The organism is Leisingera caerulea DSM 24564 (assembly GCF_000473325.1).
Taxonomy (GTDB): Bacteria; Pseudomonadota; Alphaproteobacteria; order Rhodobacterales; family Rhodobacteraceae; genus Leisingera; species Leisingera caerulea.
This window is the reverse complement of the sequence record NZ_AXBI01000012.1, coordinates 61743-88113: the sequence shown is the minus strand read 5'-3', so window position 1 is coordinate 88113 and position 26371 is coordinate 61743. Positions and strand designations below refer to the sequence as shown.

Genomic DNA, 26371 nt, shown 5'->3' with positions numbered 1-26371 from the left:
CTGCAGCCCGCCGCGCGCCCAAGCCGGGCTCAGCCCAGAGCCTGGAATTCGACGCGGCGGTTTTCATCCGCACGCGGGTTGTCCTGATTGAAAGGCGCGGTCTCGCCCATGCCGATTGCCTTGAGCATATCTTCGGGCACGCCGCAGGAGCTGATCAGGTGGCGGCGCACTTCCTGCGCGCGCAGCAGCGACAGCCGCTCATTATAGGCGGCGGAGCCGGAGCTGTCGGTATGGCCGATGATCTGGAACACGGTGCCGTCCATCAGCTTCATCGACTCGCACATATTGGCCAGCTTCGGCGCCTGGTCGGCCCGCAGCGCGGCGCTGTCGAAATCAAAGGAGATCTGGACATTGATCTGGGCCTGCTGGTCCACCGGGTTGTATTCCTCGGCCGCGGCCGCCACGGTTGCGGTTTCCTGCGCGGTGTCCTGGGTCTGGTCCGTGCTGCTGGGCACGATCACCAGGCCGCGGGTCTTCTGCTTCTTGAAGGCTTCGGTGATTTCCTCGACCGACAGTTCATCGCCGTTCGATTGCGCCTGCGCCAGCGGTGCAAAGATGAGGCTTGCCCCCAAAACACTTGCGAAAATACCTTTCAGGCGGATCATGCTCGACGCCCTCCCCTACCGTTTCAACATCGCTGGCAGCTTATACCAGCACCTGCGGTGTGCCAATGGCGGGCAGAGGTCCGCCGCGGAAAAAAACACGGTGTTTCCGGCAAGTTGTAATCAGGGGGTTTACTGCCGCGCGGTGAAGGATTGAAATAGGCGCAGAAGAGCCGGGAGGAAACATGCGGGTTCTGCCAGCAGTCATAATTGCCGTTGGCCTGGTTCTGGCCCCGGCGGTCTGGTTCGGGCTCAGCTGGCTGCTGAGCGAAGAGGATTACCAGGGGGCCGGCGGGGTGGATTCCACCGCGCGGATCGAGATCGAGATGCTGCGCCAGCAGGTCGAGGATCTGCAGGCCCGGATGACCGACCTGCAAAACGAGGTTGCCAGCCTGCCCGCGGGAGGGGCAGGCACCGGAACCCCTTTCACCGATGACGCGGCCGGCGAGGCCGCGATCTGGAACCAGACCGGCGGCGCGGATCTCGATTATGCGCAGGTGGTGCTGATCGCCGACCGGCTGAACGTGAACCGCGGGCTGAAGGTGACAGGCGGCCGCTACTTGACAGAAAAGCTGGGCCGCCCGCGGGAGGAGCTGAACGATACCTGCCAGCCGATGACCAACCCGGACCTGAAGGAAAAGCTGGTGACAGAGCAGGTCGGCCCGATCCGGGTCAGCATGCTGCGCCCGGCCATTGAAAGCCTGAAGGTGGTGTTCGAGAACATCCGCCAGGCGGATCCCGACCTTTATGCCCGCATCAACACGGCCGGGGCGCTGTGCGTGCGCCGGATCCGCGGCACGCTGAGCGCGCTCTCCACCCACAGCTATGGCTTGGCAGTCGATCTGAACATCGACGGCAAGCTGGACAATTTCACCGATGGCAAAACCCAGCTGGGGCTGACCATCATGGCTGATTTCTTCTACGATCAGGGCTGGGTCTGGGGCGCGGGCTTCCGTCGCGAGGACAGCATGCATTTTGAAATCAGCCGCCGCCAGCTGGACCAATGGCTGGCCGACGGGCTGCTGTAACAAACAGCCTCAGGCAGAGCGCAGCAGAACCTTGCTGGAGTCGATGGCCGCCGCAATCCGCTGGTAGCGCACGATGGACCGCGCGGGTGAGTTTTCCGCGGAGCGCAGCAATTTTGTCTGCGTTTCCTCGAGCACCGCAAGGGCCTTGGTTGTTGCCGCGGCCTGCCGTTCCGGCGCCACAGCGACGATAGGGCGATACGACCGTTCGGCGCTGTTCAGGGATCGGGCCTTTCCCCGCGGTTTTGAAGGGTCACGGTTCTCGCGCGCGATCTGCCGCAGATCCTGAGCCGTTTCCTGCAGGATCTCCCGCAGCGGCTCATGGCCGGGCAGGCCTGCCAGATCCTTTTCCAAAGCTTCGAAACGCTCAGCCAGGCAATCGATTAAATACGGCCCCACGATTCCGCACAGGTTCCGGAAGCCGGCGATACGGTCCACCACGTCGTCAGCTGAGCGTATACGGTTGCCGAAGAAGCGGCCGTTTCCGGACGGCCCTCCAAAAGTGCTGCCTTCGCCGTCGCCGCCACTGCCGCCGCGCGAGCTCACATCGCCAGCACCGCCGTCACCATCACCGCTGCCGCCATCGCCGCTGCCGCCATCGCCGCTGCCGCCGTCACCGCTGCCGCCATCGCCGCTGCCGCCGTCACCGCTGCCGCCATCGCCACTGCCGCCGTCACCGCTGCCACCGTCGCCGCTGCCGCCGTCGCCGCTGCCGCCATCACCGCTGCCGCCATCACCGCTGCCGCCGTCGCCGCTGCCGCCGTCACCACTGCCGCCGTCGCCGCTGCCGCCGTCACCACTGCCGCCGTCACCGCCGGCACCACCGGTGCCGCCGCCATAGCCGCCGGCTTGGCTGTCCAAGGGGCCATTCAGGAAACAGGTGAGCAGAACGAGGAACACAGCACGATGTAACAACATCCGCTTGAAGTAGGGCGCTTACCCCTCCAGTCCATAGGCCTGACGGATGCCCCTTTGCGTTCCCGGACCGAAATCGCCGTCAATCGCGCCTGCATAGAAGTTGTTGTTTTTCAGCTTCCGCTGCAGCGCGCGCCGGGTTTCTGCGGTGAACATTTTCGGGCGTTCGCTCAGCAGATTGAGCACATCGGAACTGCCGCTGCGCAGCGCCGCGTAAAGGTAATGCGCCGAGTCTTCGGGGCCTTTTGACGGGATCAGCCCGTCATCAATCAGTGCGGCGAAATTGAACTGGGCCTGCGGGTGGCGCAGGTCCGCAGCGCGCTCAAAGAAGGTCAGCGCTTTCTTCGGGTTGGCGCGCAGGCCAAGTCCGCCCTGGTAATGCAAAAAGCCCAGATCGTTGATCGCATCGGCAAAATCCTGGGCTGCCGCCGCCTGATACAGCTCCAATGCCTTGGCCGGATCGGCGTCCACGCCGGTGCCGCGCTCGTAAAGCTTGGCCAGTTCGAACTGCGCCTCAGGGGAGCCCGCGTCCGCGGCGCGCTGCAGGAAATCCACGGCCGCCTTGGGGTCGAACCGGCCCTCATTCGGGTTGAGCCGGATATAGGCCAGCCCCAGCATCGAGCGGGTATCGCCAAGATCGGCCAGCGCCAGCAGCTGCTCCTCCTGGTCGGGTTTCAGCGCGGCCCAGGCGGCAGAGGCATCGGCCACCGAAACCGGGGCATCATTTTCGCCCGGGCCGGCCAGATAAAAGGGCACGCCGGTCAGCGAGCCATAGGTATGGGGCTCCTGCAGGTTGGCGGTGGTTTCCAGCACCCGGTCGCGCACCTGGCGGAACATCAGGCTGATTTCCAGCCCCGGCTGCACCATTTTCTCCATCAGCGCCGTTGCGTAGGGGGAATTGCTGCCGCTGCCGTCCAGCGCCACCTGGCCGTCCTTGGCGGCAAAGGCCACCAGCGTGCCGCGGTCCGGATCGGCCGGCGCCATGCCGCCGCTGCCGCGGGTGGCGGCTGTGCTGTCAGCGGTCTGGCTGCCGCTTTGCTCCAGCGCGATGTCATCGCCCAGCGGGTTGTCACGGCAGCTGTCGAGGATCACGATGCGCATCTTGCGGGCCCGGTCCACCGCCGCCAGCAGCTGTTTCAGCGACAGCGACTGGCGCTGCACATCCCGGTTGCCGGCCACCTTGGCGTCGGCCGGGATCAGGAAATTCTCGCCTTGAACCTCAATCCCGTGGCCTGCGAAATAAATCAGCGCCAGATCGGCAACTTCGGAGCGGAAGGCGAAATCATCCAGCAGCTGCTCCATTTCCGCGGTGCCCGGATCCAGCGCCAGGCTGACGTCAAAGCCGATGCCTTCCAGCGTGCCGGCCATTGCGGCGGCATCGTTGCGTGTGTTTTCCAGGGGCGGCAGGTACTGGTATTCTGCCACCCCGATGACCAGGGCGATACGGTCGCTTGCAGCCTGCGCCCCTGCCGCCATCAGAAGGCAGGCGGTGAAAATCAACGGTTTGAAAAGAAAAGACATACGGATACCCGGGCTGGCGGTTACAGCTATGCCCAATGTAATCCGCGGCGGCAGCAATTAAAAAGAAAATTCGCTGCAGCGGGGCGCCGCAAAGGCGGCCCCGCCCTGGTCAGGGCGGGGCGGGGAATGTCAGGTGCTTGCCAGGCTGCTGGCAGAGCGCAGCCGTTCGCGCAGTTTTTCGAGGGTGACCCCTGCCGCTGCGGCTGGCAGGTCGGCAGGGCCGGACTCGTCAACTTGCGCCTGCACACGCTTGTAGAAGCCGGAGAGCCCGGCCAGGGTCTGAATCACCAGATCAAAGTCCTGCAGGGAACGCAGTTCCTGGCTGGTCGGGGGCGTGCCCCGTTCCAGCACGTCGAGCACGACGTCTTCCAGCGCCTGCATCTGACCGCGCAGCTGCTCCATTTCCCACGCCGAGGCGGCGCAAAGTTCGCTCAGGGCTTTGCCGGGACGCTCCATGGTTACAGCCGCCCGACGACCTGTTCGATGGCCTGCTTCATCGTTGCCACCGTGAACGGCTTGCGGACAATGTTGTTCAGACCGATCTGCTTGCCGACCTGGATCATCTCCGGCGTCGGCTTGCCGGTCACCAGAATGAAACCGACCCGCTGCGTGACCTGATGGCTGCGCAGGGCTTTCAGCAGGCCCAGGCCGTCCATGCCCGGCATGTTGTAATCCGACAGCACCATGTGAACCGGCGTCTGAACCAGTTTCTTGTAGGCGCCCTCGCCGGAGTTTTCGACCATATAGTTCTTGATGCCGATCTCATCCAGGCTCTGTGTGATGATCCCCCGGCTGGTTGACATATCGTCAACGACCATAACGCGGAGAGAGTCTTTCAAGCTCATTTTTCTTTCCTTCTGCTCTGCTTGCAGCCGTGGTCAGGAAGTCCTGCCAGCGGGTGAGTTGACATAGGTTGTGATCCCGGCCGTCTTCAGGTGCTGCGCTGCCGGGCCGGACATGCGCTCGGAGTGCCCGATGAAGAGATAACCGCCCGGGTTCAGGGCATTCTGGAAGGCCTGCCAAACCTTCTGCTGGGTCGGGTTGTCGAAATAGATCGCCACGTTGCGGCAAAAGATGGCGTCGAACTTGCCCCGGAACGGAAACGGCTCGATCAGGTTCAGCACCCCGAAGGTGATCAGCTTGCGCAGGCTGTCCGGCAGCCGCCCCTCAGCGTCCCGGGCGGGCACCAGGTTCCGGTATTTCGCGTCGATCTGGGCCAACTCGTCCTCGGGGTATTTCGCCGCCTGGGCGTGACGCACCACAACCGGATCGATATCGGTGCCCAGGATCTTGAAATCCAGCTTGGCCGCGTCCGGGCACAGGTCCAGAACGGTCATGGCAATCGAATAGGGTTCCTGCCCGTTGGAGCAGCCCGCCGACCACAGCCGAACCCGCCCGCCGCGCCGCGCCTGCTCGATCAGCGGCGGCAGCACATCGTTGCGCAGGGTTTCGAAATGGTGCGGTTCCCGGAAGAAATGGGTCACGTTGGTGGTCAGCAGCGACAGCAGGCCGCTGCGCTCCTGTTCGGCGTTGGGGCCGTCCAGGCAAGCCAGATACTCTTTGAAACTGGTGAAATTGCGCTGGCGCAGCTTCCGCGCCAGCCGCGAGGACACCAGCGGCTTCTTGCTTGCCGCCAGAGCCAGGCCGAAATGCTTATGCGCAAACTGCGCAATGGCTTCGAATTCCTGGTCCGAGAGCGAGAAGCTTTCAGTTGCGGGAGTGATGGAACCTTCTGCGCTCACGGCATCACCTGCTCCGGAGCCGAGATCACCGCATCCAGATTGATGATGCGCACCATGGTGTCATCATGCGAGATGATGCCCTGGATGTATTCCATCGTGTTGCGGCTGTCGACCGGCGGGGTGTCCTGGATGTCATCCGGGTTGATCGAAATGATCTCCGAGACCGATTCCGCCAGCAGCCCGACCGGCTTGCCATGCACTGAGACCACGATGACCACATTGCGCTCGCTCGCTTCGGTCTGCTGCAAGCCGAAGCGTGCCGACAGGTCGTAGATCGGGATCACTGCGCCGCGGAGGTTCATCACCCCCAGCACATCGGCCGGAGCATGCGGCAGGATGGTCACCGGCGACCAGCGCCGGATCTCGCGGATCTGGGTGATCTTCAGGCAAAAGGCCTGGCCTGCCACGGTGAAGCTGACGAACTCGCTGTGTTCAGCGTGCTTCACTTCCTGATCGGTTTGCTTCACTTCAGCTTGCATTGCTCAATCTCCGCTCGGTGTCAAAGGCGGCCGCCGTGGGCGAAGCCGCAATGATGCTTTCAGGGTCCAGGATCATGGCAATCTTGCCATCGCCCAGGATGGTTGCGGCGGCGACGCCGGGTATTTCCCCGCAGACGCCGTCCAGGCTTTTGATCACCACCTGGCGCTGGTCGTGGATGTCATCCACCGCCAGGGCACAGCGCTGGCCGGTTTCGGTCTCCACCAGCAGGTAGACGCCGGCCTGCTGGTCGCTTTCGCGGTACAGGCCCAGGCCGCCGGCCACATCGCAGATCGGCACGAAGTTGCCGCGGATCGACAGCAAGGTGCCGTCGGCGCCGAGGTTGTTGATCATGTCGTCGCTGCCGCGCATGGTTTCGACGATCGAGGTGATCGGAACCACCATGGTCTGATCGGCAACCGACACCACCATGCCGTCCATCACCGCCAGCGTCAGCGGCAGGATGATCGTGAACGTCGAACCCTTGCCCGGGGTCGAGGAGATGTTGATGCGGCCGCCAAGGCCGGTCACCGCATTCTTCACCACATCCATACCGACACCGCGGCCCGAAAGGTTGGACACCTCCTTGGCGGTGGAAAAGCCGGGCGCGAACAGAAGATTGTCGATCTCGCTGTCTGTCAGCTCGGCATTTTCCGGGATCAGGCCCTTTTCGATGGCGATCTGCTTGACCCGCGGCCGGTTCACGCCGGCACCGTCGTCCTTGATCTCGATGCAGACGCTGCCGGAGCGGTGCGAGGCAGACAGGCGGATTTCGCCGGTGGTCTGCTTTCCGGCCGCTTCCCGGTCCTCGGGCTTTTCGACGCCATGGTCGACCGCGTTGCGCAGGATATGCGTCAGCGGATCGGACAGCCGTTCGATCACCGTCTTGTCGACCTCGGTGTTTTCGCCCTCGGTCACCAGCTTGCAGGTCTTGCCGGTGGCGGCCGACGCCTCGCGCACGATCCGGGCCATGCGCTGGAACAGCGGCTTCACCGGCTGCGCGCGGATGGCCATGACACCTTCCTGGATGTCGCGCGCCAGGTTCTTGAAGCCTTCCAGCTCAGTCTCGACATCCCGGGTATCCGAAACATTGAGATTGGCGATCTGCTGCGCGAGCATCGAATGGTTGATGATAAGCTCCCCGACAGCGTTGATCAGCCGGTCCACCCGCTCGAGCTCGACGCGGAGCGTGGGCTTGGGACCGCCGCGCTGCTCCTGCTTGCCGCTCTCGGCTTTCGGGGCCGATGCCTTTTCTTCGGCAGCTGCCGGCTTGGCTTCGGGTTCAGGTGCGGGGACCGGCGGTTCAAAAGGGGCGGCAGAGGCCTCGCCGTCTGCACTGTCCGCGGCAGGCGGCGCAGGCGGGGCGCTGAACATTGCGTCCAGTGCGGCCAGGGCATTTGCCTCCGCCTCAGCATCGCCATCCCCGGCAATAGACAGCTCGCACAGGCCTTCGACAAACTCGAAGACCGCCTCGACCACCGACCGGGGTTCCTTGGTCACCAGAACCAGGTCCCACGCCAGATAGCTTTCGTCCATGTCCATGGAGTCGAAGCCGGGCAGCTCATTCTCGTCGAGCTCCACCGTCAGCTCGCCCATGTCCTTGAGCGCCTGGAACAGGAAGAACGGTTCGTTGCCGGTTCCGTACATCTCCTTCAGCGGCTGGAAGCGGATCCGGTAGGTCTCCTCCTGCGGCACCGCCGGCGCGGCGGGCGCGATATCCAGGCCGCCGACCGGAGCGGCAGCGCCAAGCCCCATCGGCTCGAAGGTGAGGTCCTCCTCCTCTTCGGGGATGTATTCGTCCAGCGCTGCCAGCAGGGTGTCGTGATGCGCCTCGTCGATCTGGCCGCCGTCGCGGGCGGCCTCGACCAGCGCCGACAGATGGTCGCTGGAGCGCAGCAGCAGCTGGATCAGTTTCTCGTCCAGATCCAGCCGGTTGGAGCGCACTTCGTCAAACACGGTCTCGAACCGGTGGGCAAAGGCCACCAGGTCGTCCAGCCCAAAGGCTCCGGCGCCGCCCTTGATCGAGTGCACGGCGCGGAAGATCGCATTGACAACCTCGGGGTCCTGATCGCCTCCTTCGATAGCGGTCAGCCCCTCATCCGTTGCTTCAAGGAGCTCTTCGCACTCCTCAAAGAAGGTATCCTGAATCGACCCCGACATCTCAGGCCGCAGCTCCAGTCACACGCTTGAGCGCGAAGATCAGCGAAGCGTCGTCGAACGGCTTGGTGATCCAGCCGGTGGCGCCGGCGCCGCGGGCGCGGGCCTTGAGTTCAGGGGCGCTTTCGGTGGTCAGCACCAGGATCGGCACCTTGGAATTGATGCCGGCGCCGCGCAGCTCCTCAATCACGCCGAAGCCGTCGAGGTTGGGCATGTTGATATCCGTGATCACGACGTCGGGATCGACATCGGGATACATGTCCACGCCTTCGCGGCCATCGACCGCGCAGTGGTATTCAAACCCGGCCTCTTCCAGGGTTGCGGCCAGAAGATTCCGGATCGTGCGGGAATCGTCGATTGCCAGAACTTTGGTCTTCATGCTGTTTCCTCGTCTTCAAAACGGTTGGGCTCCAGCCCCAGAAGCGTCAGGGACTTGCGGCAGGATTCGGTGATGTTGGTGACTGAGAAGCCTACCCCCTCGGACCGCCACTGCTGCTCTGCTCCGAGCAGAATCTGCAGGCAGCGCGAAGGCATCAGAGCGACGCTGCTGCAGTCGATTTCGACCGCCCGGGAGCGGGCCCCTTGCAGGAAGGCGATCAGCGGATCCAGTTCCGCGAAGGCATTCGGCAGATCCAGAATGTGCTTTTGCGTTTCCGTGGTCATTTTCGGCGATTCGCACCCCCGTTGTCGGCGATCAATTCGAGTTCGATGAAGCAATTCATAGGCGCGGGGCCTTAACATTTGATTGCCGCCGCGCGCGCTCAGCAGGGGATTCATAAGGAGACGCACGGCAATTCCGCGCGGAAATTCCCGTCAATTTTTAACAGTGGCCGGCCGGGCCGGGGAATCACCTGGCCGCGTTTTCGGCTGTGTTCAGCGGGTTGCGCACAGCCAGCGGCTGTATGTTTACCGGACCTTTACGGAGTGACGCCGATGCGCTGCGGATTCCGGCTCATTTTTGCGGTTGACAGCGGTCCGGCTTCCCCGCCGTAAGCCGCAAATTAACGTATGTGCGGCATCCTGAGCGGCATCATCATTAGCGGTGGCCTAGACCGCGATGCTCTTAGGAGGACGGAATGAAAGCCCTGAAATCGCTTAAACTGGCACATAAGCTGCCGTTGTTTGTTGTTGGATTGGTTGTGCTTGTGACGGCGATTCTCGTCACCATCAGCACGCTCAGCTTCCAGCGCAGCGCAGAAACAAATGCCGAGGACCAGCTGAGCTCCATGGTGGCGGACCGCAAGCTGTCGGTGCAGACCTTGTTGGACGGGATACATGCGGATGTCCAGACGCTGGCCTCTGTGCCGTCGACGGCAACCGCCATTGAATGGCTGACGATGACGTGGAACGACCTGGAGGGAAATCCGGGCGAAATTCTGCGCCAGGCCTATATGGAGAACAACCCCCACCCGGCCGGAGAAAAGCACCTGCTGGCGCGTGCCGAGGGCGACTCCCCCTATCATATGCATCACGAGAGCTTTCATCCCGCCTACAGAACGCTGATCGAAAGCAAGGGGTACTATGATGCCTTCCTGATCAACCTGGCTGGCGACATCGTTTATTCGGTGTTCAAGGAAAACGATTTCGGCACCAATATGATGACGGGACCGTTCAAGGATTCCGGCCTTGCCAAAGTCTACCGTGAAGCGCTCGAAGGCAGCCGCGGCGACGTGTTCTTTGCCGATTTGGAGCCTTACGCCGCAAGCGGGGGTAAGGCAGCAGGCTTTGCCGCGGCGCCGGTTGTGAATGACGCCAATCTCACCGTGGGTGTGCTGGCGGTGCAGATTCCGGTCAGCCTGATCGGGTCGATCGTTAACAATGAGCAGGGGATGGGCGAAACCACCCAAGTCTACTTGGTTGGTTCGGATATGCAGGCCCGCACGAATTCGCGATTCGAAGAGGGTTTCAAAGTGCTCTCGCAGCTCCCCTCAACCAAGCAGGTGGTGGAAGCCTTTGACGGTAAATCGCATGTCCAGACAAATGTTCCCGGCCTCGACGGGCATCCCGTGCTGGCCTATTCGGAACCGCTTCCGCTGGCCTTTGCAGATTGGGCGATCATCGCCGAGCAGGACTTGGCCGAGCTGATGGCCCCGGCGGAAAAGAAGCGCAACATGCTGCTTCTGGCCTCGGCCGCCTGCGCAGCCGCCATGTCGTTCCTCGGCTGGCTCTTCGCCCGCTCCATCACCAAGCCGATCAACAGGATCTGCACGGACATGGAGGCCGTATCCTCCGGCAATCTCGACACAGAGGTCGCCGCGGCCGGCCGTTCGGATGAAATCGGCAAGATCGGCAAAACGCTGGTCTCGATGCAGGACGACTTGAAACTGGCCCGCGCCGCGGAAGAGGAGCGCGCCGAGATGCAGCGTCAGCAGCAGGAGGTGGTCGAAAGCCTGAGCACCGGCCTGGTGCAGCTGGCCGACGGCGATTTCTCGCATGAGATCAGGGGCCCGTTCCCGCAGGAATACGAACAGCTGCGGGAGAACTTCAACAGCACGGTCACGAACCTGAGCGGCACCGTGCAGCAGGTGATCGACGCCTCCGGCAGTATCCGCAACGGCGCCGCCGAGATCAGCCAGGCCTCCGATGACCTGTCGCACCGTACGGAGAGCCAGGCCGCCACGCTGGAAGAAACCGCCGCGGCGCTGGACGAGCTGACCGCGTCGGTGAAATCCGCCGCCGAAGGCGCCCGCAGCGTCGAAGCAACCATGGCAGAAGCGCGGACCGAAGCGGAGAACAACCGCGAAGTGGTGCAAAGCGCGGTGTCGGCCATGACCGAGATCGAGCAGAGCTCGAACCACATCAGCCAGATCATCTCTGTGATCGACGACATTGCCTTCCAGACCAACCTGCTGGCGCTGAACGCAGGCGTCGAGGCGGCGCGCGCGGGCGAGGCCGGCAAAGGCTTTGCCGTGGTCGCCAGCGAGGTGCGGGCCCTGGCGCAGCGCTCCTCGGACGCGGCGATGGAGATCAAGACGCTGATCAGCGACAGCTCCAAGCAAGTGGAGCGCGGCGTCGATCTGGTCGGCAAGGCCGGCGAGGCGCTGCAAAGCATCGTCGAACGGGTCACCCATATCTCGCAGCTGGTCTCCGGCATTGCCGAAGGCGCAGCCGAGCAGTCGACCGGCCTGAATGAGATCAACACCGGCGTCACCCAGCTTGACCAGGTGACTCAGCAGAACGCGGCAATGGTCGAAGAGGCCACTGCGGCCGGCCACATGCTGAACACGGATGCCAGCAAGCTGGCCGAACTGGTCGCCCGCTTCCGGGTGACAGGCGGCAGCCCTGCGGCCCGTCCTGCCCCTGCAGCGGCCCCGGCGGCTCCGGCGGCAAAGCCTGCGCCCTCGGCGCATGGCGAAGAAGATTGGGAGATCGAGGCCAGTGCGGCGCCTGCCGTGGCATCCGCCGCCGCAAGCGGCAATGCCGCCCGCGATCTCTGGCAGGACTTCTGAAAAAATCACCGGAGGCGCCGCTGCCCGGTCAGCGGCGCCTTCAGGCCATGGCAACCTGTGCCTGAAACTCTGATGGCACCGAACATTGACTGGGGAACCCATTGTCTTCAAAAAACTTATTGATCATTACCACCGACCGCAGCTTTGCCCGAAACCTGCAAAGCTACATGGAATCCGCCTACCCGGGCATGCGGGTGTATTTGGCGAACAACCTGATGATGGCCTACAACCAGGCAGAAGCGGCGCAGCCGGTTTTTGCCTTTGTGGAAGACGGGTTCACCAAGCTGCCGGAATTCGAGATGATGATGGCGCTGTTTTCGGCGATGGATACCCGCTGGGTCTCGGTCATGGACACCCAGGGCGCCACTCCGGCGCGCAAATCCTCACCGCTGCTGGATGTCGGTGCGGGTATCTTCGAGCTGACTAAGGCCGATCATCCCAGCCAGTTCGCCCAGTACTTCGACATGATGGTCAACGCGCCGCGCCGCAGCCCCCGGGCCGCGGCCCGCGCAACCGCCAGCCGCCCGGCACCGGCCGCGGGCGGCAGCCGCAAGCTGATCCTGATCGGATCCTCGACCGGCGGGGTGGAAGCCCTGCGCAGCATTCTGGTCGGCTTCCCCTTCGACTGCCCGCCGACCCTGATCGTGCAGCATACCGGCAAGAATTTCGGGTCCGGCCTGGTATCGCTGCTGGACCGCATCTGCCCGGCGCGGGTGCGGGCGGCTGAGGACGGCATCGCGCTGGAGCCGGGCCATGTCTACATCGCCGCCGGCCAGCGCCGCCACATGGGGCTGAGCAGCCGCAAGCCGCTGCGGCTGCGGATGAAGGAAGGCCCGGATATTTCCGGTCACACGCCGTCTGTTGACGCTCTGTTCACCTCTGCCGTGCCATATGGAAAGGACGTTGTTGCCACCATCCTGACCGGCATGGGCCAGGACGGCGCCCGGGGGCTTCTGGACCTGCGCAAGGCCGGTGCCAAGACCTTTGCCCAGGATGAAAAGTCCTCGGTCGTATACGGAATGCCCAGAGTGGCCTGGGATATCGGCGCCGCGCAGCAGCAGGTGCCGCTGGTCCGGATGGCCAGCACACTACTACAGGCCAGCAAAGCCTGAACACACCGCAGGAAGGGACCAAAGCCTTGACCACTGTTTTCGCCAACTCGAAATCCGTAACGGTTCTTCAGGGGGAGTACCGGGTGACCACCGATCCGAAAATCGTGTTCTCCACGGTGCTTGGCTCGTGTATCGCGGCGTGTATTTACGATCCGGAGAACGGTGTCGGCGGAATGAACCATTTCCTGCTGGCGAATGCCCGCCAGGGCGGTGCGGCCAACGCCCGTTACGGCATTCACGCGATGGAACTGCTGATCAACGGCATTATGAAGAAGGGTGCTGCGCGCTCCAACCTGAAGGCCAAGGTCTTTGGCGGCGCCAAGATGTCAGCCAACCTGTCGGATATCGGCGCATCCAATGCAGACTTTGTGCAGCGGTTCCTGCGCGACGAGGGCATTCCCTGCATCTCTTCCAGTGTTGGCGGCACCTCCGCCCGCAGGGTGCGGTTCCACGCCTGTTCCGGCGCGGCCCAGCAGACCCATGTGCAGGACGACCGCAAGCTCGGCGAACTGGAGCAGCGCGCCGCAACACGCCCGGCTCCGGCACCGGCGCCGGCGGCAGGCGGCGCAGGCGCTGTCACCCTGTTCTGACGGGCTTGCACGGCAAGAGCAGACCACAGCCCTGCCCGGTGCTGACCGGGCGGACGCAAATACCGTTTGCCCGCGCTGCCCGGCGCGGGTAGTCCCTTAGGGGTTATGAGAACAAACCGGGCTTCCTCATCGCTTTACCGGATCTTGCCGGGCCTCCGGCGGGGCCTGGCAGCGGCTGTGCTGCTGACATGCGGCATGGCGGCGATGGCGCAGGCCCGGATCACGGTCTTCGCTGCCGCCAGCACCAAAACAGCGCTGGATGAGGCCGCCGCCGCCTACCAGTCTGAGACCGCGCAGCCCGTCACGATTTCCTACGCCGGCTCCCCGGCGCTGGCACGGCAGATCCAGCTGGGCGCGCCCGCGGATGTGTTCCTCTCCGCCAATCCCGGCTGGATGGACGTTTTGCAGCAGGAGGGGCTGGTGGATCCGGCCTCGCGCCTGGACCTGCTGGCCAACCGCCTGGTGCTGATCGCGCACGGAAAAGACGCCACGCCGCTGGACCTGTCAGCCGCTGATCTGGGCGGGCTGCTGGGCGAGGGGCGGCTGGCCATGGCGCTGACCGATGCGGTGCCTGCGGGCATCTACGGCAAGGCGGCCCTGTCTGCGTTGGGGCACTGGCCAACCGTCGCGCCCAAGGTGGCGCAGGCCGCCAATGCGCGTGCTGCGCTGGCGCTGGTGGCCTCCGGCGAGGCACCGATGGGCGTGGTCTACGCGACCGATGCCCGCGCGGACAGCAGGGTCTCGGTCATCGCGGTGTTTCCGGAGGCAAGCCACCCGCCCATCGTTTATCCAGCAGCCGTGGTCGCGGGCGGCAACGCCGCCGGGGCTGGGGAATTTCTGGACTATCTGCGCAGCCCCGGCGCGCGGGACATTTTCCTGCGCCACGGCTTCGGGGTGCTGGCGGAGTGAGCGCTGAGACGGCATGGCTGGGGCCGCAGGAGTGGCAGGCGGTGATGCTGTCGCTGCGGGTCTCTCTCTGGGCGACGCTGGCGGCGCTGCCGCTGGCCGTTTTCGTGGCCTATGCGCTGGCGCGCTGGCAGTTTCCCGGCAAGCAGATCGTCAACAGCCTGGTGCACCTGCCGCTGATCCTGCCGCCGGTGGTGACCGGCTACCTGCTGCTGATGGTGTTTGGCACCAAGGGGCCGGTCGGCGGAGCGTTGCAGCAAATCGGCATTGTCTTTGCCTTCCGCTGGACCGGGGCGGCGCTGGCGGCCGGGATCATGGCGTTTCCGCTGATGGTGCGGGCGATCCGGCTGTCGGTGGAGGCGGTGGATCCGAAGCTGGAGCAGGCCGCCGCAACCCTGGGCGCATCGCGGCTGCTGTGCTTTGCCACCGTCACCCTGCCGATGATTCTGCCGGGGCTGATTGCCGGCACCGTGCTGGGCTTTGCCAAGGCGATGGGGGAGTTCGGGGCAACCATCACCTTTGTCTCCAGCATTCCGGGGCAGACGCAGACGCTGCCCTCGGCGATCTACACGTTCCTGCAGGTGCCAGGCGGGGAGGCGGCAGCGTTGCGGCTGACACTGGTGTCGATTGCCATTGCCCTCAGCGCGCTGCTGCTCTCTGAGATCCTGGCGCGGCGGGCGGCTGACCGGACCGGGGGGCGCTGATGCTGACGGTTTCTCTGCAACATTCGCTGACGGGGTTCGGGCTGGATGTGCAGTTCGAGGCACCGCCGGGCGTCACCGTGCTGTTCGGGCGGTCCGGCACCGGCAAAACCACGGTGATTCAGGCGGTTGCCGGCCTGTTGCGGCCCGACCAGGGGCGGGTGATGCTGAATGGCGAGGTGCTGTTTGACACCTCCCAGCGGCATTGGCTGCCGCCGCACAAGCGCCGAATGGGCTATGTGTTTCAGGAGGGGCGGCTGTTTCCGCATCTGACCGTGCGGCAAAATCTGCTGTTCGGGCAATGGTTTGCGCCCCGCGGCGCCAAACGTGAGAGCCTGGACCGGGTGGTGGATCTGCTGGGCATCGGCCCGCTGCTGCAGCGGCGGCCCGGGCGGCTGTCGGGCGGTGAGAAACAGCGGGTGGCGATTGGCCGGGCCCTCCTGTCGGCACCGCGGATGATCCTGGCGGATGAGCCGCTGTCAGCGCTGGATGAGGCTCGCAAGGCGGAGATCCTGCCCTATTTCGAGCGGCTGCGGGACGAGATTGGCATCCCGATGCTCTATGTCAGCCATTCCGCCGCTGAAGTGGCCCGGCTGGCGACAACGGTTGTGGTGCTGCAGGACGGCAAAGTGCAACGCCAGGGCAGCGCGGCAGAGGTGCTGGGCGATCCGGCTGTCATGCCTGCGGGCGTGCGCGCGGCCGGCGCCCTGCTGGAGGCACGGGTGGCCCTCCACCACGCGGACGGGCTGACAGAACTGGAAGCGGGCGGCGTGCCGCTGTTCCTGCCGCAAATTACCAAAGCACCGGGCAGCCAGGTGCGGGTGCGGATCTCGGCGCATGAGGTGATCCTGTCGCGCCAGCGCCCCGAAGGCCTGTCAGCGCTCAACATCCTGCCGGGCACGGTTGAGCATGTCCGCACCGGCAGCGGTCCCGGCGCCATGGTCTCGCTGCGGACGCCGGCAGGGCGGGTGCTGGCCCGGGTCACGCGGCGCTCGGCGCAGGCGCTGGAGCTGGAGGCCGGGGCGGACTGCTTTGCCGTGGTTAAAACCGTCTCCATCGCGCCGGAGGATATTGGCGGGGCCGGATAGGGCGGAGGCCCTTGCTTTCAAATTTTCCGCAATAATCCTTCAGGTAATCTTGATACGGAAATAAGTTCGGTTGCGCGCGCAGCGCGGGTATCAATAGGGGCAGCAGTTCAGCAGGAAAGGCAGCCCATGACCAAACGATCCTATTACGCACCGGAAGGCGGGCTGCCGCCGCAGACCCAGCTGCTCACCGACCGGGCGATGTTCACCGAGGCCTATGCGGTCATTCCCAAGGGCACGATGAGCGATATTGTGGCGAGCCTGCTGCCGTTCTGGGACAAGGCGCGGTTCTGGGTGCTGTCGCGGCCCCTGTCGGGCTTTGCCGAGACGTTTTCCCAGTACATCGCCGAGGTGCAGCCCGGCGGCGGCAGTGACCGCCCTGAGACCGAACCGGGGACCGAGGCGGTTCTGTTCGTCGTCCAAGGGGCCATGACGCTGACCATCGACGGCACCGCGCATGAAATGGAGGAGGGCGGTTATGCCTTCCTGCCGCCCGATGCCGGCTGGAGTCTGCGCAACAACGGCGATGCGCCGGTGCGCTTTCACTGGATCCGCAAGGCCTATCAGGCGGTTGCAGGCCTCGACGCGCCGGAGGCCTTTGTCACCAACGAAAACCGCGTCGATCCGACTCCGATGCCGGGGACCGAGGGCAAATGGGCTACTACGCGTTTCGTGGACCCCGTCGACCTGCGCCACGACATGCATGTGACCATCGTCACCTTTGAGCCCGGCGCGGTGATCCCCTTTGCCGAAACGCATGTGATGGAGCACGGCCTGTATGTGCTGGAGGGCAAGGCGGTCTACCGGCTGAACCAGGACTGGGTCGAGGTTGAGGCCGGCGACTACATGTGGCTGCGCGCCTTCTGCCCGCAGGCCTGTTACGCGGGCGGGCCGGGCAAGTTCCGCTATCTGCTGTACAAGGACGTGAACCGGCATATGCCGCTGGCACCGCTGCGCTGACAGCGGGGGGAGCGCCTGGCCTGAAAATGTGCCCGGGCGCTGCCCGGCTTGTCAGCCGGGCGGAGACTGCTCTGCCGGCGGCGCACCCAATCCATAGGACAGTTTCTCTGCGGCGCCCCTGACCAGGGCGCCGATGTCGTTGATGCGCGCGTCGGGCATCCGGGCGGCGGGGCCCGAGACAGAGATCCCCGCCAGCACCTCACCCTGCATTCCGAACACAGGCGCCGCCACGCAGCGCATGCCCGGGGCCTTTTCCTCATCGTCGAAGGACCAGCCCCGGCTGCGGATCTGCGCCAGGTCTTCGCGCAAGGTGTCGGCGGAGGTCAGGGTTTTATCCGTGAATTGCTCCAGCGTCCGGCCGCGCAGGAAGCGGGTCAGCTGATCCTCACCGAAACAGCTGAGCAGCGCCTTGCCGATGCCCGACGCGTGCATCGGTGAGGTGGTGCCGGGCGGAAAGAAGGCGCGGATCGATTCATGGGTTTCCACCTGGCTCACAAACATCACGTCGCCGCCGCGCTCGATGCCGAGGTTCGAGGTCTCGCCCGTTGCCTCCATCAGTTCCCGCATCACCGGCCGCGCCCGTTCGATCACGCTGGAACGGCGCAGGAAGGCGGAGCCAAGCCGGAACGCCATCGCACCAATGTGCCAGGTCTGGGACTGCGGCTCCATCTCGACGATCTGGCGCGCCTCCAGCGTGGCCAGCACCCGGTACATGGTGGCCGCCGACTGATCCAGCGCCGTGGACAGTTCCGTCAGCGTCATGCCGCTGGCGCCCGCCAGCGCATCCAGCACGTCGAGCGCCCGGTCGAGCGATTGAATCGTGGGCGGCTGGCTCGCGGAATCAAAGCTTTTTGGGCGGCCCTTGCGGCGCGGTGATGGCGGCATTTTCTGGCCTCCCGAGGCAATTCAATAAGCAGCTTATGGATAAAACTGAAAATCACTTCTGTACAGTGAAAAAACTAAAGTGCCTGAATTTATGAGAAAATCTGCGCCTTCCTGCGTTTCTGAAAGCTTTTTTCAAAAAAATTTACCTGCGCGGAGTGCCCCCTTAAAGTGAAGGAAATCGCCACAGGAGGGCACGACATGAGCTTTCAAAATCCGGTTTTCATCCCCGGTCCGACCAATATGCCCGAAGCGCTGCGCAAGGCAGTGGATATGCCGACGCTGGACCACCGCTCGCCGCTGTTCGGCCAGATCCTGCATCCGGCGCTGGCCGGGGTGAAGAAGGTTCTGAAAAGCGAGACTGCTGAGATCTTTGTGTTTCCGTCGACCGGCACCGGCGGCTGGGAAACCGCGATCACCAACACGCTGAACGCAGGCGACAAGATCCTGGCCGCCCGCAACGGCATGTTCAGCCACCGCTGGATCGACATGTGCCAGCGCCACGGGCTGGATGTTCAGGTCGTCGAAACCCCTTGGGGTGAGGGCCTGCCTGCCGACCGTTACGAGGAAATCCTGACCGCCGACACATCGCACCAGATCAAGGTGGTTCTGGCGACCCACAACGAGACCGCTACCGGCGTCAAATCCGACATCGCCGCCGTCCGCCGCGCGCTGGACGCCGCAGGCCACCCGGCGCTGCTGTTCGTTGATGGCGTGTCCTCCATCGCCTCGATGGACTTCCGGATGGATGAATGGGGTGTCGATATTGCCGTCACCGGCTCGCAGAAGGGTTTCATGCTGCCGCCGGGGCTGGCCATTGTCGGCTTCTCGCCCAAGGCAATGAAGGCGGCAGAGACCGCGACCCTGCCGCGCACCTTCTTTGATATCAAGGACATGGCCAACGGCTATGCCAACAGCGCCTATCCCTACACGCCCTCTGTCGGTCTGCTAAACGGTCTGAACATGGCTTGTGGTATGCTGCTGGACGAAGGGCTGGAGCGCGTCTTTGCCCGCCACCACCGGATTGCCGAGGGCGTTCGCGCTGCGGTCCGTGCCTGGGGGCTGGAGCTGTGCGCCGTGTCGCCGGATGTCTACTCCGACAGCGTCAGCGCAATCCGCACGCCGGACGGCTTTGACGCCAACAAGTTCGTGAGCCTGGCGGCCGAGAAATACGGCGTCGCATTCGGCACCGGCCTGGGCGAGGTCGCGGGCAAGGTTTTCCGCATCGGCCACCTGGGCAGCCTGACCGACGTGATGGCGCTTTCGGGCATTGCCACCGCCGAAATGGTCATGGCCGACCTGGGCCTCGACATCCCGCTGGGCTCTGGCGTGGCGGCGGCGCAGGACTACTACCGCGGCAACACCGCCTCCAGCGCCAAGGCTGCCGCCTGATGAAGGATACCGCTATGTATATCCCGACCTACGAGGACATGCTGGCTGCGCATGAGCGCATCCAGCCCCATATCCGCCGCACGCCGGTGCGCACCTCGGATTATCTGAATGAGCTGACCGGGGCGGAGCTGTTCTTCAAGTGCGAGAACTTCCAGGAGCCGGGCGCCTTTAAGGTGCGCGGCGCGAGCAACGCGGTGTTCGGGCTGGATGAGGAACAGGCGAAGAAGGGCGTGGCGACGCATTCTTCGGGCAACCATGCCTCCTGCCTGTCCTACGCAGCCATGCTGCGCGGCATCCCGTGCAACGTGGTGATGCCGCGCACCGCGCCGCAGGCCAAGAAAGACACCGTGCGCCGCTATGGCGGCAGGATCACCGAATGCGAGCCCTCGACCAGCTCGCGTGAGGAGACCTTTGCCAAGGTGCAAGCCGAGACTGGCGGCGATTTCGTGCATCCGTATAATGACCCGCGCGTGATTGCTGGGCAGGGCACCTGCGCCAAGGAATTCGTGGAGCAGACCGATGGCCTCGACATGGTTGTCGCGCCGATCGGCGGCGGCGGCATGATCTCGGGCACCTGCCTGACGCTGTCGACGCTGGCGCCGGAAACCCAGGTGATTGCCGCGGAGCCGGAGCAGGCAGACGACGCCTACCGCAGCTTCAAGGCGGGCTACATCATCGCCGATGATGCGCCCAAGACCATCGCCGACGGGCTGCTGGTCCCGCTCAAGGACCTGACCTGGCACTTCGTCAGCAACCACGTCAGCGAGATCTACACCGCGTCCGATGCGGAGATCATCGACGCGATGAAACTGATCTGGAAGCACCTGCGCATCGTGATGGAGCCGTCCTCCGCGGTGCCGCTCGCCATCATTCTGAAAAACAAGGACGCCTTCGCGGGCAAACGCGTGGGCCTGATCGTCACCGGCGGCAATGTCGACCTCGACAAGCTGCCCTGGATGAACAGCTAAACTGGGGAATATCACTATGAACGCACAGACAAATTTTGATCAGCTCGAAGTCGGCTATGACGTTCCGGCAATCCCGGGCATGGACGAGGCTGACATCCAGACCCCGGCGCTGGTCCTCGACCTAGACGCGCTGGAGCGCAACATCAAGAAGATGGGTGATTACGCCAAGGCGCATGGCATGCGCCACCGTGTCCACGGCAAGATGCACAAATCGGTGGATGTGGCCAAGCTGCAGGAAGAACTCGGCGGCGCGGTTGGCGTCTGCTGCCAGAAGGTGTCAGAGGCTGAGGTCTTTGCCCGCGGCGGCATCAAGGACATCCTGGTCTCCAACCAGGTGCGCGACCCGCAGAAGATCGACCGTCTGGCCCGCCTGCCCAAGCTCGGCGCGCGCACCATCGTTTGCGTCGATGATCTGGACAACGTGGCCGACCTGTCGGCAGCGGCGCAGAAGCACGGCACCGAGTTGGAAGTCTTTGTCGAGATCGACTGCGGCGCAGGCCGCTGCGGCGTGACGACCACCGAAGCGGTGGTCGAGATTGCCAAGGCGGTGAACGCGGCAGATAACCTCAAGTTCTCCGGCATCCAGGCCTATCAGGGCGCGATGCAGCACATGGACAGCTATGAGGACCGCAAGGCCAAGCTGGACATTGCCATCGCGCAGGTTGCCGATGCAGTTGAGGGCCTGAAGAAGGAAGGTATCGCGTGCGAGCTGGTTTCCGGCGGTGGCACTGGCTCCTACTACTTTGAGTCGAACTCGGGCGTTTACAACGAGTTGCAGTGCGGCTCCTACGCTTTCATGGACGCGGACTATGGCCGCATTCTGGACAAGGACGGCAACCGGATCGACCAGGGCGAATGGGAAAACGCCTTCTTCCTGCTGACCCAGGTGATGAGCCACGCCAAGGCCGACAAGGCCATCGTGGACGCGGGCCTCAAGGCGCAATCGGTGGACAGCGGGTTGCCCTTCATCTTCGGCCGCGACGACGTGGAATACATCAAATGCTCGGACGAGCACGGTGTGGTCTCCGACCCGAACGGCGCGCTAAAGGTGGGCGACAAGCTGCGCCTGGTGCCCGGCCACTGCGACCCGACCGCCAACGTGCATGACTGGTACGTCGGTGTCCGGAACGGCAAGGTCGAAACCGTCTGGCCCGTCTCGGCCCGCGGCAAAGCCTACTAAGCAAACGATCCCCGAACTGGCGGAGGTGCGCATGCCGCCCTCCGCCGGCTTTTTGGGCAGACGGTTGGCTAAATCCGCTCGGGCGGAAAGCCCGGGCAGCGCCCGACCCTCCCCACGGGAGGGCGCTTTCGCTTCCTCCCAGGGTCGGGCGCTGCCCTTCGCAAGTGCTTTGCCGGCCCTATAGAAAAGTAAGGAGAAACAGACATGTATATCGTTCCGGAAAAGGCGATTGCGGATCTTGTGACCCGCGAAGCCTCGTTCGATGCGGTCGAGAAGGTCTTTGCCGCCATGGCCGCAGGCGATGCCTGCAATTTCCCCGTGGTGCGCGAGGCAATCGGCCACGAAGACGCGCTATACGGGTTCAAGGGCGGTTTTGACCGCGCAGGCCTGACGCTGGGCCTTAAGGCCGGCGGCTACTGGCCGAACAACCTGGAAAAGCGCGGGCTGATCAACCACCAGTCCACTGTATTCCTGTTCGACCCCGACACCGGCAAGGTGAAAGCAATGGTGGGCGGCAACCTGCTGACCGCGCTGCGTACTGCCGCTGCGTCCTCTGTGTCGATCAAGCATCTGGCCCGCCAGGACGCAAAGGTGATCGGCATGATCGGCGCAGGCCACCAGGCCAAATTCCAGCTGCGCGCAGCGCTGGAGCAGCGAGAGTTTGAGAAGGTCATCGGCTGGAACCTGCACCCCGAAATGCTGCCGAACCTGCAAGAGGTGGCGGACGAGGCAGGGCTGCCCTTTGAAGCGGTCGAGCTGGACGGCATGCGCGAGGCGGATGTGATCATCTCGATCACTTCGTCCTTCGACGCGATCCTGAAAGCGGATCAGGTCAGCCCCGGCACCCACATCGCCTGCATGGGCACCGACACCAAGGGCAAGCAGGAGGTGGACCCCCAGCTGCTGGTCAAGGCAGATGTGTTCACCGATGAGGTCGCCCAGTCCATTTCCATCGGCGAGGCGCAGCACGCGGTGACGCAGGGTCTGATCCAGGAAGCAGACGTCGCCCAGATCGGCGCGGTGATCAATGGCACCAATCCGGGCCGCACCTCGGACGATCAGATCACCCTGTTCGACGGCACCGGCGTCGGCCTGCAGGATCTGGCCGTTGCGGCCTCGGTTGTGGACGTGGCGGTCGAAAAAGGCGTCGCGATTGAGGTCGATTTCTGAACGACAGTAAAACCAGCAAAAAAGAAGGGCGCCGCAAGGGCGCCCTTTTTTGTTCCGGAGGCGTGACTTTGTCAGGCCCGGTCCTCACGCGGCAGCGAGCCTTTGCCGTGACCGCTCAGGCCGCCAGAGACCTCCTCCGTGGCCTCCCCCGCCAGATCCTGCGGCAGCACCAGGTTCAGCACGATGGCGATCAGTGCGGCCGGCAGCAGGCCGCTGGTCAGCAGGATGCGCGCGGTGTCGGGCATATGCTGCAGCGCGCCCGGCTCCAGCTGCAGGCCCAGGCCGATGGACAAGGAAATCGCAAAGATCACCATGTTGCGGCGGTTCCAGTCCACGTCCGACAGCATCGACACGCCGGCCGCAACCACCATGCCGAACATCACGATCACACCGCCGCCCAGCACCTCGATCGGCACGGTTCGGATCACCGCGCCCACCTTGGGGATCAGCCCGCAGACAATCAGGAAGATGGCGCCGCAGGTCACCACGTGGCGGCTCATCACACCGGTCATCGCAATCAGGCCGACGTTCTGGGAAAACGACGTATTGGGGAAGGCACCAAAGAAGCCCGCGATGGCAGTACCGATACCATCGGCGTAGGTGGCGCCGGCGATCTCCTCCTCGGTGGCCTCGCGGCCCGCGCCGCCCTTGGTCACACCAGAGACGTCGCCGACGGTTTCCACCGCTGAGACAAAGCTCATCAGGCAGAAGCCTATGATGGCCGCGGCCGAGAACTCGACCCCGTATTTAAACGGCTGTGGCAGGGCAAAGGCTGCGGCCCGCTCCCAGGAGCCGGAGACCGCCTCAAACGTCAGCATGCCCGTCATCAGCGCATAGATGTAGCCGACAATCAGCCCCAGCAGCACGGCTGAGACCGACAGCATCCCCTTGGTAAAGAACTTGAGGCCGAGGGTGACAAAGATCACCACCAGCGCCGCCGACCAGTTCAAAAGCGAGCCGTACTCCGGCGTTCCGATGGCCGGAACCCCGCCTGCGGCATACTGGATGCCGACCTTGACCAGCGCCAGGCCGATCATGGTGACCACCAGACCGGTGACCAGCGGCGGCAGGGCAAACCGGATTTTGCCGATCACTGTGCCGAGCAGCCCGTGGAAGATGCCGCCAACAATGACGCCTGTGAACAGGGCGGCCAGCCCGTCCACGCCCTTGCCCGCAACCAGCGGGATCATGATCGGCAGAAAGGCAAACGACGTGCCCTGCACAATCGGCAGCGCCGCGCCGACCGGCCCCAGCGTGATGGTCTGCAGCAGGGTGGCGATGCCTGCAAACAGCATCGACATCTGGATCAGATAGAGCAGCTCTGGGAAATCGGGCGAGTTGGAGCCGAAGCCGAAACCTGCGGCCCCTGCCACGATAATGGCAGGTGTCACGTTTGAGACGAACATCGCCAGCACATGCTGGATGCCCAGCGGCACCGCCTTGTGCAGGGGCGGGGTGTAATTGGGGTCGCGCAGCTGCGCCGGCGTCCCAATGGAAGTGTCAGCCATGAAGGGATTCTCCTGTTGGTCATGGGGATCTTGCCGCTTCTTGTTTTTATTGGCGGCTTCGGGGCAGTGGTCAGTCCGCGACCACTGTGAAAGGCTCCTTGAACCAGTGTTCTTCGAGGTTGGGGGAGGTGCCGATCCGGTCGACAACGATGTATTGGCCGGGCGCGCCGAGGGGCGCGAGCACCCCGTGCCAGACGCCGCGATGCAGGTTGATGGACTGGCCCGGCTGGCTGATGAAGGCCTGCAGGTCGGCCGGCACGCCGCCGTCGTCATCCGCCACAACCACCAGCATCGGCACGCCGCTGACCGGCACAAAGGCCTGGCTGCCCTCGGGGTGGCGCTCCACCATGTCCACCTTGTGCGGCAGGTGGCGGGCCTTGGCGTCAAACAGGCTGATGCCGGCCCGTCCGTCGGGGCCGAAGTCCAGGGCCGCGCGGTCGTGGTGGCGGCCGCACATGCCCTGATTGATGATCTTGTCCGGCGCGCCCGCAACCTCGATCACATCGCCATAGGGCACAAAAGCCGCTGCGGTCAGCGGCTTTGCTGTCAGCCGCCCGCTCACGGCAGCAGGTCCTGCAGGCGGAACTGGGCAATGCGCTCCACCTGGTGGCAGGCCTCATCGAACTCGGTGGCCCGGTCGTTGTGGATACGGCGGTGGAACGCCTCCATGATCGACGCCTTGTTGTGGTCACGCACCGCGATGATGAAGGGGAAGCCGTGCTTTTCCACATATTCGGTGTTGAGCCGTTGGAAAGTCTCGCGCTCCTCATCGGTCAGCATGTCCAGCCCGGCGCTGGACTGTTCGGATGTGCTTTCTGCCGTCAGACGGCCCGCAGCCGCCAGCTTGCCCGCCAGATCCGGGTGCGCAGTCAGCACGCCCAAGCGCTCATCCTCACTGGCGGTGCGGAAGATCCGGCACAGCGCATTGTGGACGCCCGCCGCGCAGTCATGCGCCGGGCCCAGCTCCAGGTCATAGGCGCGGTCGGCGATCCAGGGCGAATGCTCGAAGATCGAGCCGAACTTGGCGACAAAATCTTCCCGCTCCATTTGGCTGGGGCGTTCGCGTTTGACCGGCGGATGTGTTTCTGTCCAATGCTCGGCAATGTCGACCCGGCGCGGGCACCAGACGCCCTCAAACCCTTGGATATACTCGATGAAACGCTTGAGACCGGCAATCTTGCCCGGACGCCCGACCAGACGGCAATGCAGGCCGATGGTCATCATTTTCGGCGCGCCGGCCCCGCCCTCGGCATAGATCACGTCAAAGGCATCCTTCAGATACTGGAAGAAATGCTCGCCCGTGATCCAGCCCGGCGAATTGGCGAACCGCATATCGTTGGCTTCCAGCGTGTAGGGGATGATCAGCTGATCGCGCCCGCCGGTTTCCAGCCAATAGGGCAAATCGTCGTCGTAGGTGTCGGAGATGTAGTCGAACCCGCCTTCCTCAGCCACCAGCCGCACGGTGTTGGCGCTGCAGCGCCCGGTGTACCAGCCGCGCGGGCGCTCTCCGGTCACCTCGGTGTGCAGGCGCACGGCCTCGGCAATTGCGGCGCGCTCTTCGTCCTCAGCCATGTCCTTGTGCTCAACCCATTTCAGGCCGTGGCTGGCGATTTCCCAATCCGCGTCCTTCATCGCCTGCACCTGCTCAGGGCTGCGGGCCAGCGCGGTGGCGACGCCATAGATGGTCAGCGGGATGCCGGCGCCGGTGAACAACCGGTGCAGCCGCCAGAACCCGGCGCGGCTGCCGTATTCATAGACCGACTCCATGTTCCAGTGGCGCTGGCCGGGCCATTGCGCGGCGCCGGGAATGTCCGACAGGAACGCCTCAGAGGCCGCATCCCCGTGCAGGATGCAGTTCTCGCCGCCTTCTTCGTAGTTGAGGACAAATTGCACGGCAGCTTTGGCCCCATTGGGCCACTGCGGGTCAGGTGCCTCAGCACCGTACCCGCGCAAGTCACGAGGATAGCGCGTCACGTCAGGTCTCCTGTCTTTTTATTATGTATAGAACAGATAATCCGCTTCGGCTTTC

28 protein-coding genes are annotated in these 26371 nt (G+C 64.1%); 13 read left to right on the top strand and 15 right to left on the bottom strand.

What is annotated here, in order from left to right:
- Positions 1-29 precede the first annotated feature (29 nt).
- A complete protein-coding gene (locus tag CAER_RS0102125) occupies positions 30-605 on the bottom strand; it encodes an OmpA family protein (protein WP_027233857.1) in 576 nt (191 codons plus the stop codon).
- Between CAER_RS0102125 and CAER_RS29505 the strand changes: the two genes are divergently transcribed.
- Complete coding sequence (locus CAER_RS29505) at positions 604-759, top strand: hypothetical protein (protein ID WP_154667623.1); 156 nt, start codon at positions 604-606, stop codon at positions 757-759. The two genes, CAER_RS0102125 and CAER_RS29505, sit on opposite strands and share 2 nt — an antisense overlap.
- 28 nt (positions 760-787) lie before the next feature.
- Positions 788-1630 carry a M15 family metallopeptidase gene (locus tag CAER_RS0102120; RefSeq protein WP_027233856.1) on the top strand — a complete coding sequence of 281 codons (843 nt, stop codon included), beginning with the start codon at positions 788-790 and terminating at the stop codon, positions 1628-1630.
- A 9-nt stretch (positions 1631-1639) separates the two neighbouring features.
- Here the strand turns inward: CAER_RS0102120 and CAER_RS29115 are convergent, their stop codons facing one another.
- From CAER_RS29115 to CAER_RS0102075, 10 genes are all read right to left on the bottom strand, one after another.
- A complete protein-coding gene (locus tag CAER_RS29115) occupies positions 1640-2173 on the bottom strand; it encodes a hypothetical protein (protein ID WP_154667622.1) in 534 nt (177 codons plus the stop codon).
- Entirely contained in the window at positions 2170-2496 is a 327-nt protein-coding gene (locus CAER_RS29500) for a hypothetical protein (protein WP_154667621.1), read from the bottom strand. The genes CAER_RS29115 and CAER_RS29500 overlap by 4 nt, the downstream gene beginning before the upstream one ends.
- A gap of 67 nt (positions 2497-2563) precedes the next feature.
- The gene (locus CAER_RS0102110) at positions 2564-4063 is read right to left on the bottom strand and encodes a caspase family protein (RefSeq protein WP_027233855.1); all 1500 of its coding nucleotides are present in this window, start codon (positions 4061-4063) and stop codon (positions 2564-2566) included.
- A gap of 129 nt (positions 4064-4192) precedes the next feature.
- A complete protein-coding gene (locus tag CAER_RS0102105) occupies positions 4193-4519 on the bottom strand; it encodes a hypothetical protein (protein WP_027233854.1) in 327 nt (108 codons plus the stop codon).
- A gap of 2 nt (positions 4520-4521) precedes the next feature.
- A complete protein-coding gene (locus CAER_RS0102100) occupies positions 4522-4908 on the bottom strand; it encodes a response regulator (protein ID WP_027233853.1) in 387 nt (128 codons plus the stop codon).
- Positions 4909-4941: 33 nt separating this feature from the next.
- The gene (locus CAER_RS0102095; RefSeq protein ID WP_027233852.1) at positions 4942-5805 is read right to left on the bottom strand and encodes a CheR family methyltransferase; all 864 of its coding nucleotides are present in this window, start codon (positions 5803-5805) and stop codon (positions 4942-4944) included.
- Complete coding sequence (locus CAER_RS0102090; RefSeq protein ID WP_019297432.1) at positions 5802-6284, bottom strand: chemotaxis protein CheW; 483 nt, start codon at positions 6282-6284, stop codon at positions 5802-5804. The genes CAER_RS0102095 and CAER_RS0102090 overlap by 4 nt, the downstream gene beginning before the upstream one ends.
- A complete protein-coding gene (locus CAER_RS0102085) occupies positions 6274-8442 on the bottom strand; it encodes a chemotaxis protein CheA (protein ID WP_027233851.1) in 2169 nt (722 codons plus the stop codon). Before CAER_RS0102085 ends, CAER_RS0102090 begins: the two co-directional genes overlap by 11 nt.
- Before the next feature lies 1 nt (position 8443).
- Positions 8444-8818: a response regulator gene (locus CAER_RS0102080; RefSeq protein WP_027233850.1), complete on the bottom strand. Its 375-nt coding sequence runs from the start codon at positions 8816-8818 to the stop codon at positions 8444-8446.
- Complete coding sequence (locus CAER_RS0102075; protein WP_008558454.1) at positions 8815-9102, bottom strand: STAS domain-containing protein; 288 nt, start codon at positions 9100-9102, stop codon at positions 8815-8817. The genes CAER_RS0102080 and CAER_RS0102075 overlap by 4 nt, the downstream gene beginning before the upstream one ends.
- A 413-nt stretch (positions 9103-9515) precedes the next feature.
- Between CAER_RS0102075 and CAER_RS0102070 the strand changes: the two genes are divergently transcribed.
- From CAER_RS0102070 to CAER_RS0102040, 7 genes are all read left to right on the top strand, one after another.
- On the top strand, positions 9516-11888 hold the full coding sequence (locus CAER_RS0102070) for a methyl-accepting chemotaxis protein (protein WP_027233849.1): 2373 nt from the start codon (positions 9516-9518) through the stop codon (positions 11886-11888).
- Between the two features lie 167 nt (positions 11889-12055).
- On the top strand, positions 12056-13000 hold the full coding sequence (locus CAER_RS0102065) for a CheB methylesterase domain-containing protein (protein WP_051357647.1): 945 nt from the start codon (positions 12056-12058) through the stop codon (positions 12998-13000).
- Between the two features lie 26 nt (positions 13001-13026).
- Positions 13027-13590, top strand: a complete 564-nt coding sequence (locus CAER_RS0102060) for a chemotaxis protein CheD (protein ID WP_027233847.1) — start codon at positions 13027-13029, stop codon at positions 13588-13590.
- A 195-nt stretch (positions 13591-13785) separates the two neighbouring features.
- Positions 13786-14499, top strand: a complete 714-nt coding sequence (gene modA / locus CAER_RS0102055) for a molybdate ABC transporter substrate-binding protein (protein ID WP_051357646.1) — start codon at positions 13786-13788, stop codon at positions 14497-14499.
- Positions 14496-15200, top strand: a complete 705-nt coding sequence (modB, locus tag CAER_RS0102050; protein ID WP_027233845.1) for a molybdate ABC transporter permease subunit — start codon at positions 14496-14498, stop codon at positions 15198-15200. The genes modA and modB overlap by 4 nt, the downstream gene beginning before the upstream one ends.
- Positions 15200-16285: a molybdenum ABC transporter ATP-binding protein gene (gene modC / locus CAER_RS0102045; RefSeq protein WP_027233844.1), complete on the top strand. Its 1086-nt coding sequence runs from the start codon at positions 15200-15202 to the stop codon at positions 16283-16285. The genes modB and modC overlap by 1 nt, the downstream gene beginning before the upstream one ends.
- 126 nt (positions 16286-16411) lie before the next feature.
- Positions 16412-17242 (top strand): bifunctional allantoicase/(S)-ureidoglycine aminohydrolase, encoded by an 831-nt coding sequence (locus CAER_RS0102040; protein WP_027233843.1) that lies wholly within the window; start codon positions 16412-16414, stop codon positions 17240-17242.
- Between the two features lie 51 nt (positions 17243-17293).
- Here CAER_RS0102040 and bhcR read toward each other — a convergent pair whose 3' ends face one another.
- On the bottom strand, positions 17294-18127 hold the full coding sequence (gene bhcR, locus CAER_RS0102035; RefSeq protein WP_027233842.1) for an HTH-type transcriptional regulator BhcR: 834 nt from the start codon (positions 18125-18127) through the stop codon (positions 17294-17296).
- Positions 18128-18325: 198 nt separating this feature from the next.
- Here bhcR and bhcA point away from each other — a divergent pair, with 198 nt between their 5' ends.
- From bhcA to bhcD, 4 genes are all read left to right on the top strand, one after another.
- Entirely contained in the window at positions 18326-19516 is a 1191-nt protein-coding gene (gene bhcA, locus CAER_RS0102030) for an L-aspartate--glyoxylate aminotransferase BhcA (RefSeq protein WP_027233841.1), read from the top strand.
- Positions 19516-20484, top strand: a complete 969-nt coding sequence (gene bhcB, locus CAER_RS0102025; RefSeq protein ID WP_027233840.1) for a beta-hydroxyaspartate dehydratase BhcB — start codon at positions 19516-19518, stop codon at positions 20482-20484. Before bhcA ends, bhcB begins: the two co-directional genes overlap by 1 nt.
- 16 nt (positions 20485-20500) lie before the next feature.
- The gene (bhcC, locus tag CAER_RS0102020; RefSeq protein WP_027233839.1) at positions 20501-21664 is read left to right on the top strand and encodes a 3-hydroxy-D-aspartate aldolase BhcC; all 1164 of its coding nucleotides are present in this window, start codon (positions 20501-20503) and stop codon (positions 21662-21664) included.
- 204 nt (positions 21665-21868) lie between these two features.
- Positions 21869-22834, top strand: a complete 966-nt coding sequence (gene bhcD / locus CAER_RS0102015; RefSeq protein WP_027233838.1) for an iminosuccinate reductase BhcD — start codon at positions 21869-21871, stop codon at positions 22832-22834.
- 71 nt (positions 22835-22905) lie between these two features.
- Here the strand turns inward: bhcD and CAER_RS0102010 are convergent, their stop codons facing one another.
- The 3 genes from CAER_RS0102010 to puuE all read right to left on the bottom strand — a co-directional run bounded on the left by CAER_RS0102010 (position 22906) and on the right by puuE (position 26316).
- Positions 22906-24342: a uracil-xanthine permease family protein gene (locus tag CAER_RS0102010; RefSeq protein WP_027233837.1), complete on the bottom strand. Its 1437-nt coding sequence runs from the start codon at positions 24340-24342 to the stop codon at positions 22906-22908.
- 70 nt (positions 24343-24412) lie between these two features.
- Complete coding sequence (locus tag CAER_RS0102005; RefSeq protein WP_027233836.1) at positions 24413-24904, bottom strand: ureidoglycolate lyase; 492 nt, start codon at positions 24902-24904, stop codon at positions 24413-24415.
- Positions 24901-26316, bottom strand: a complete 1416-nt coding sequence (puuE, locus tag CAER_RS0102000) for an allantoinase PuuE (RefSeq protein ID WP_027233835.1) — start codon at positions 26314-26316, stop codon at positions 24901-24903. Before puuE ends, CAER_RS0102005 begins: the two co-directional genes overlap by 4 nt.
- Positions 26317-26371 lie beyond the last annotated feature (55 nt).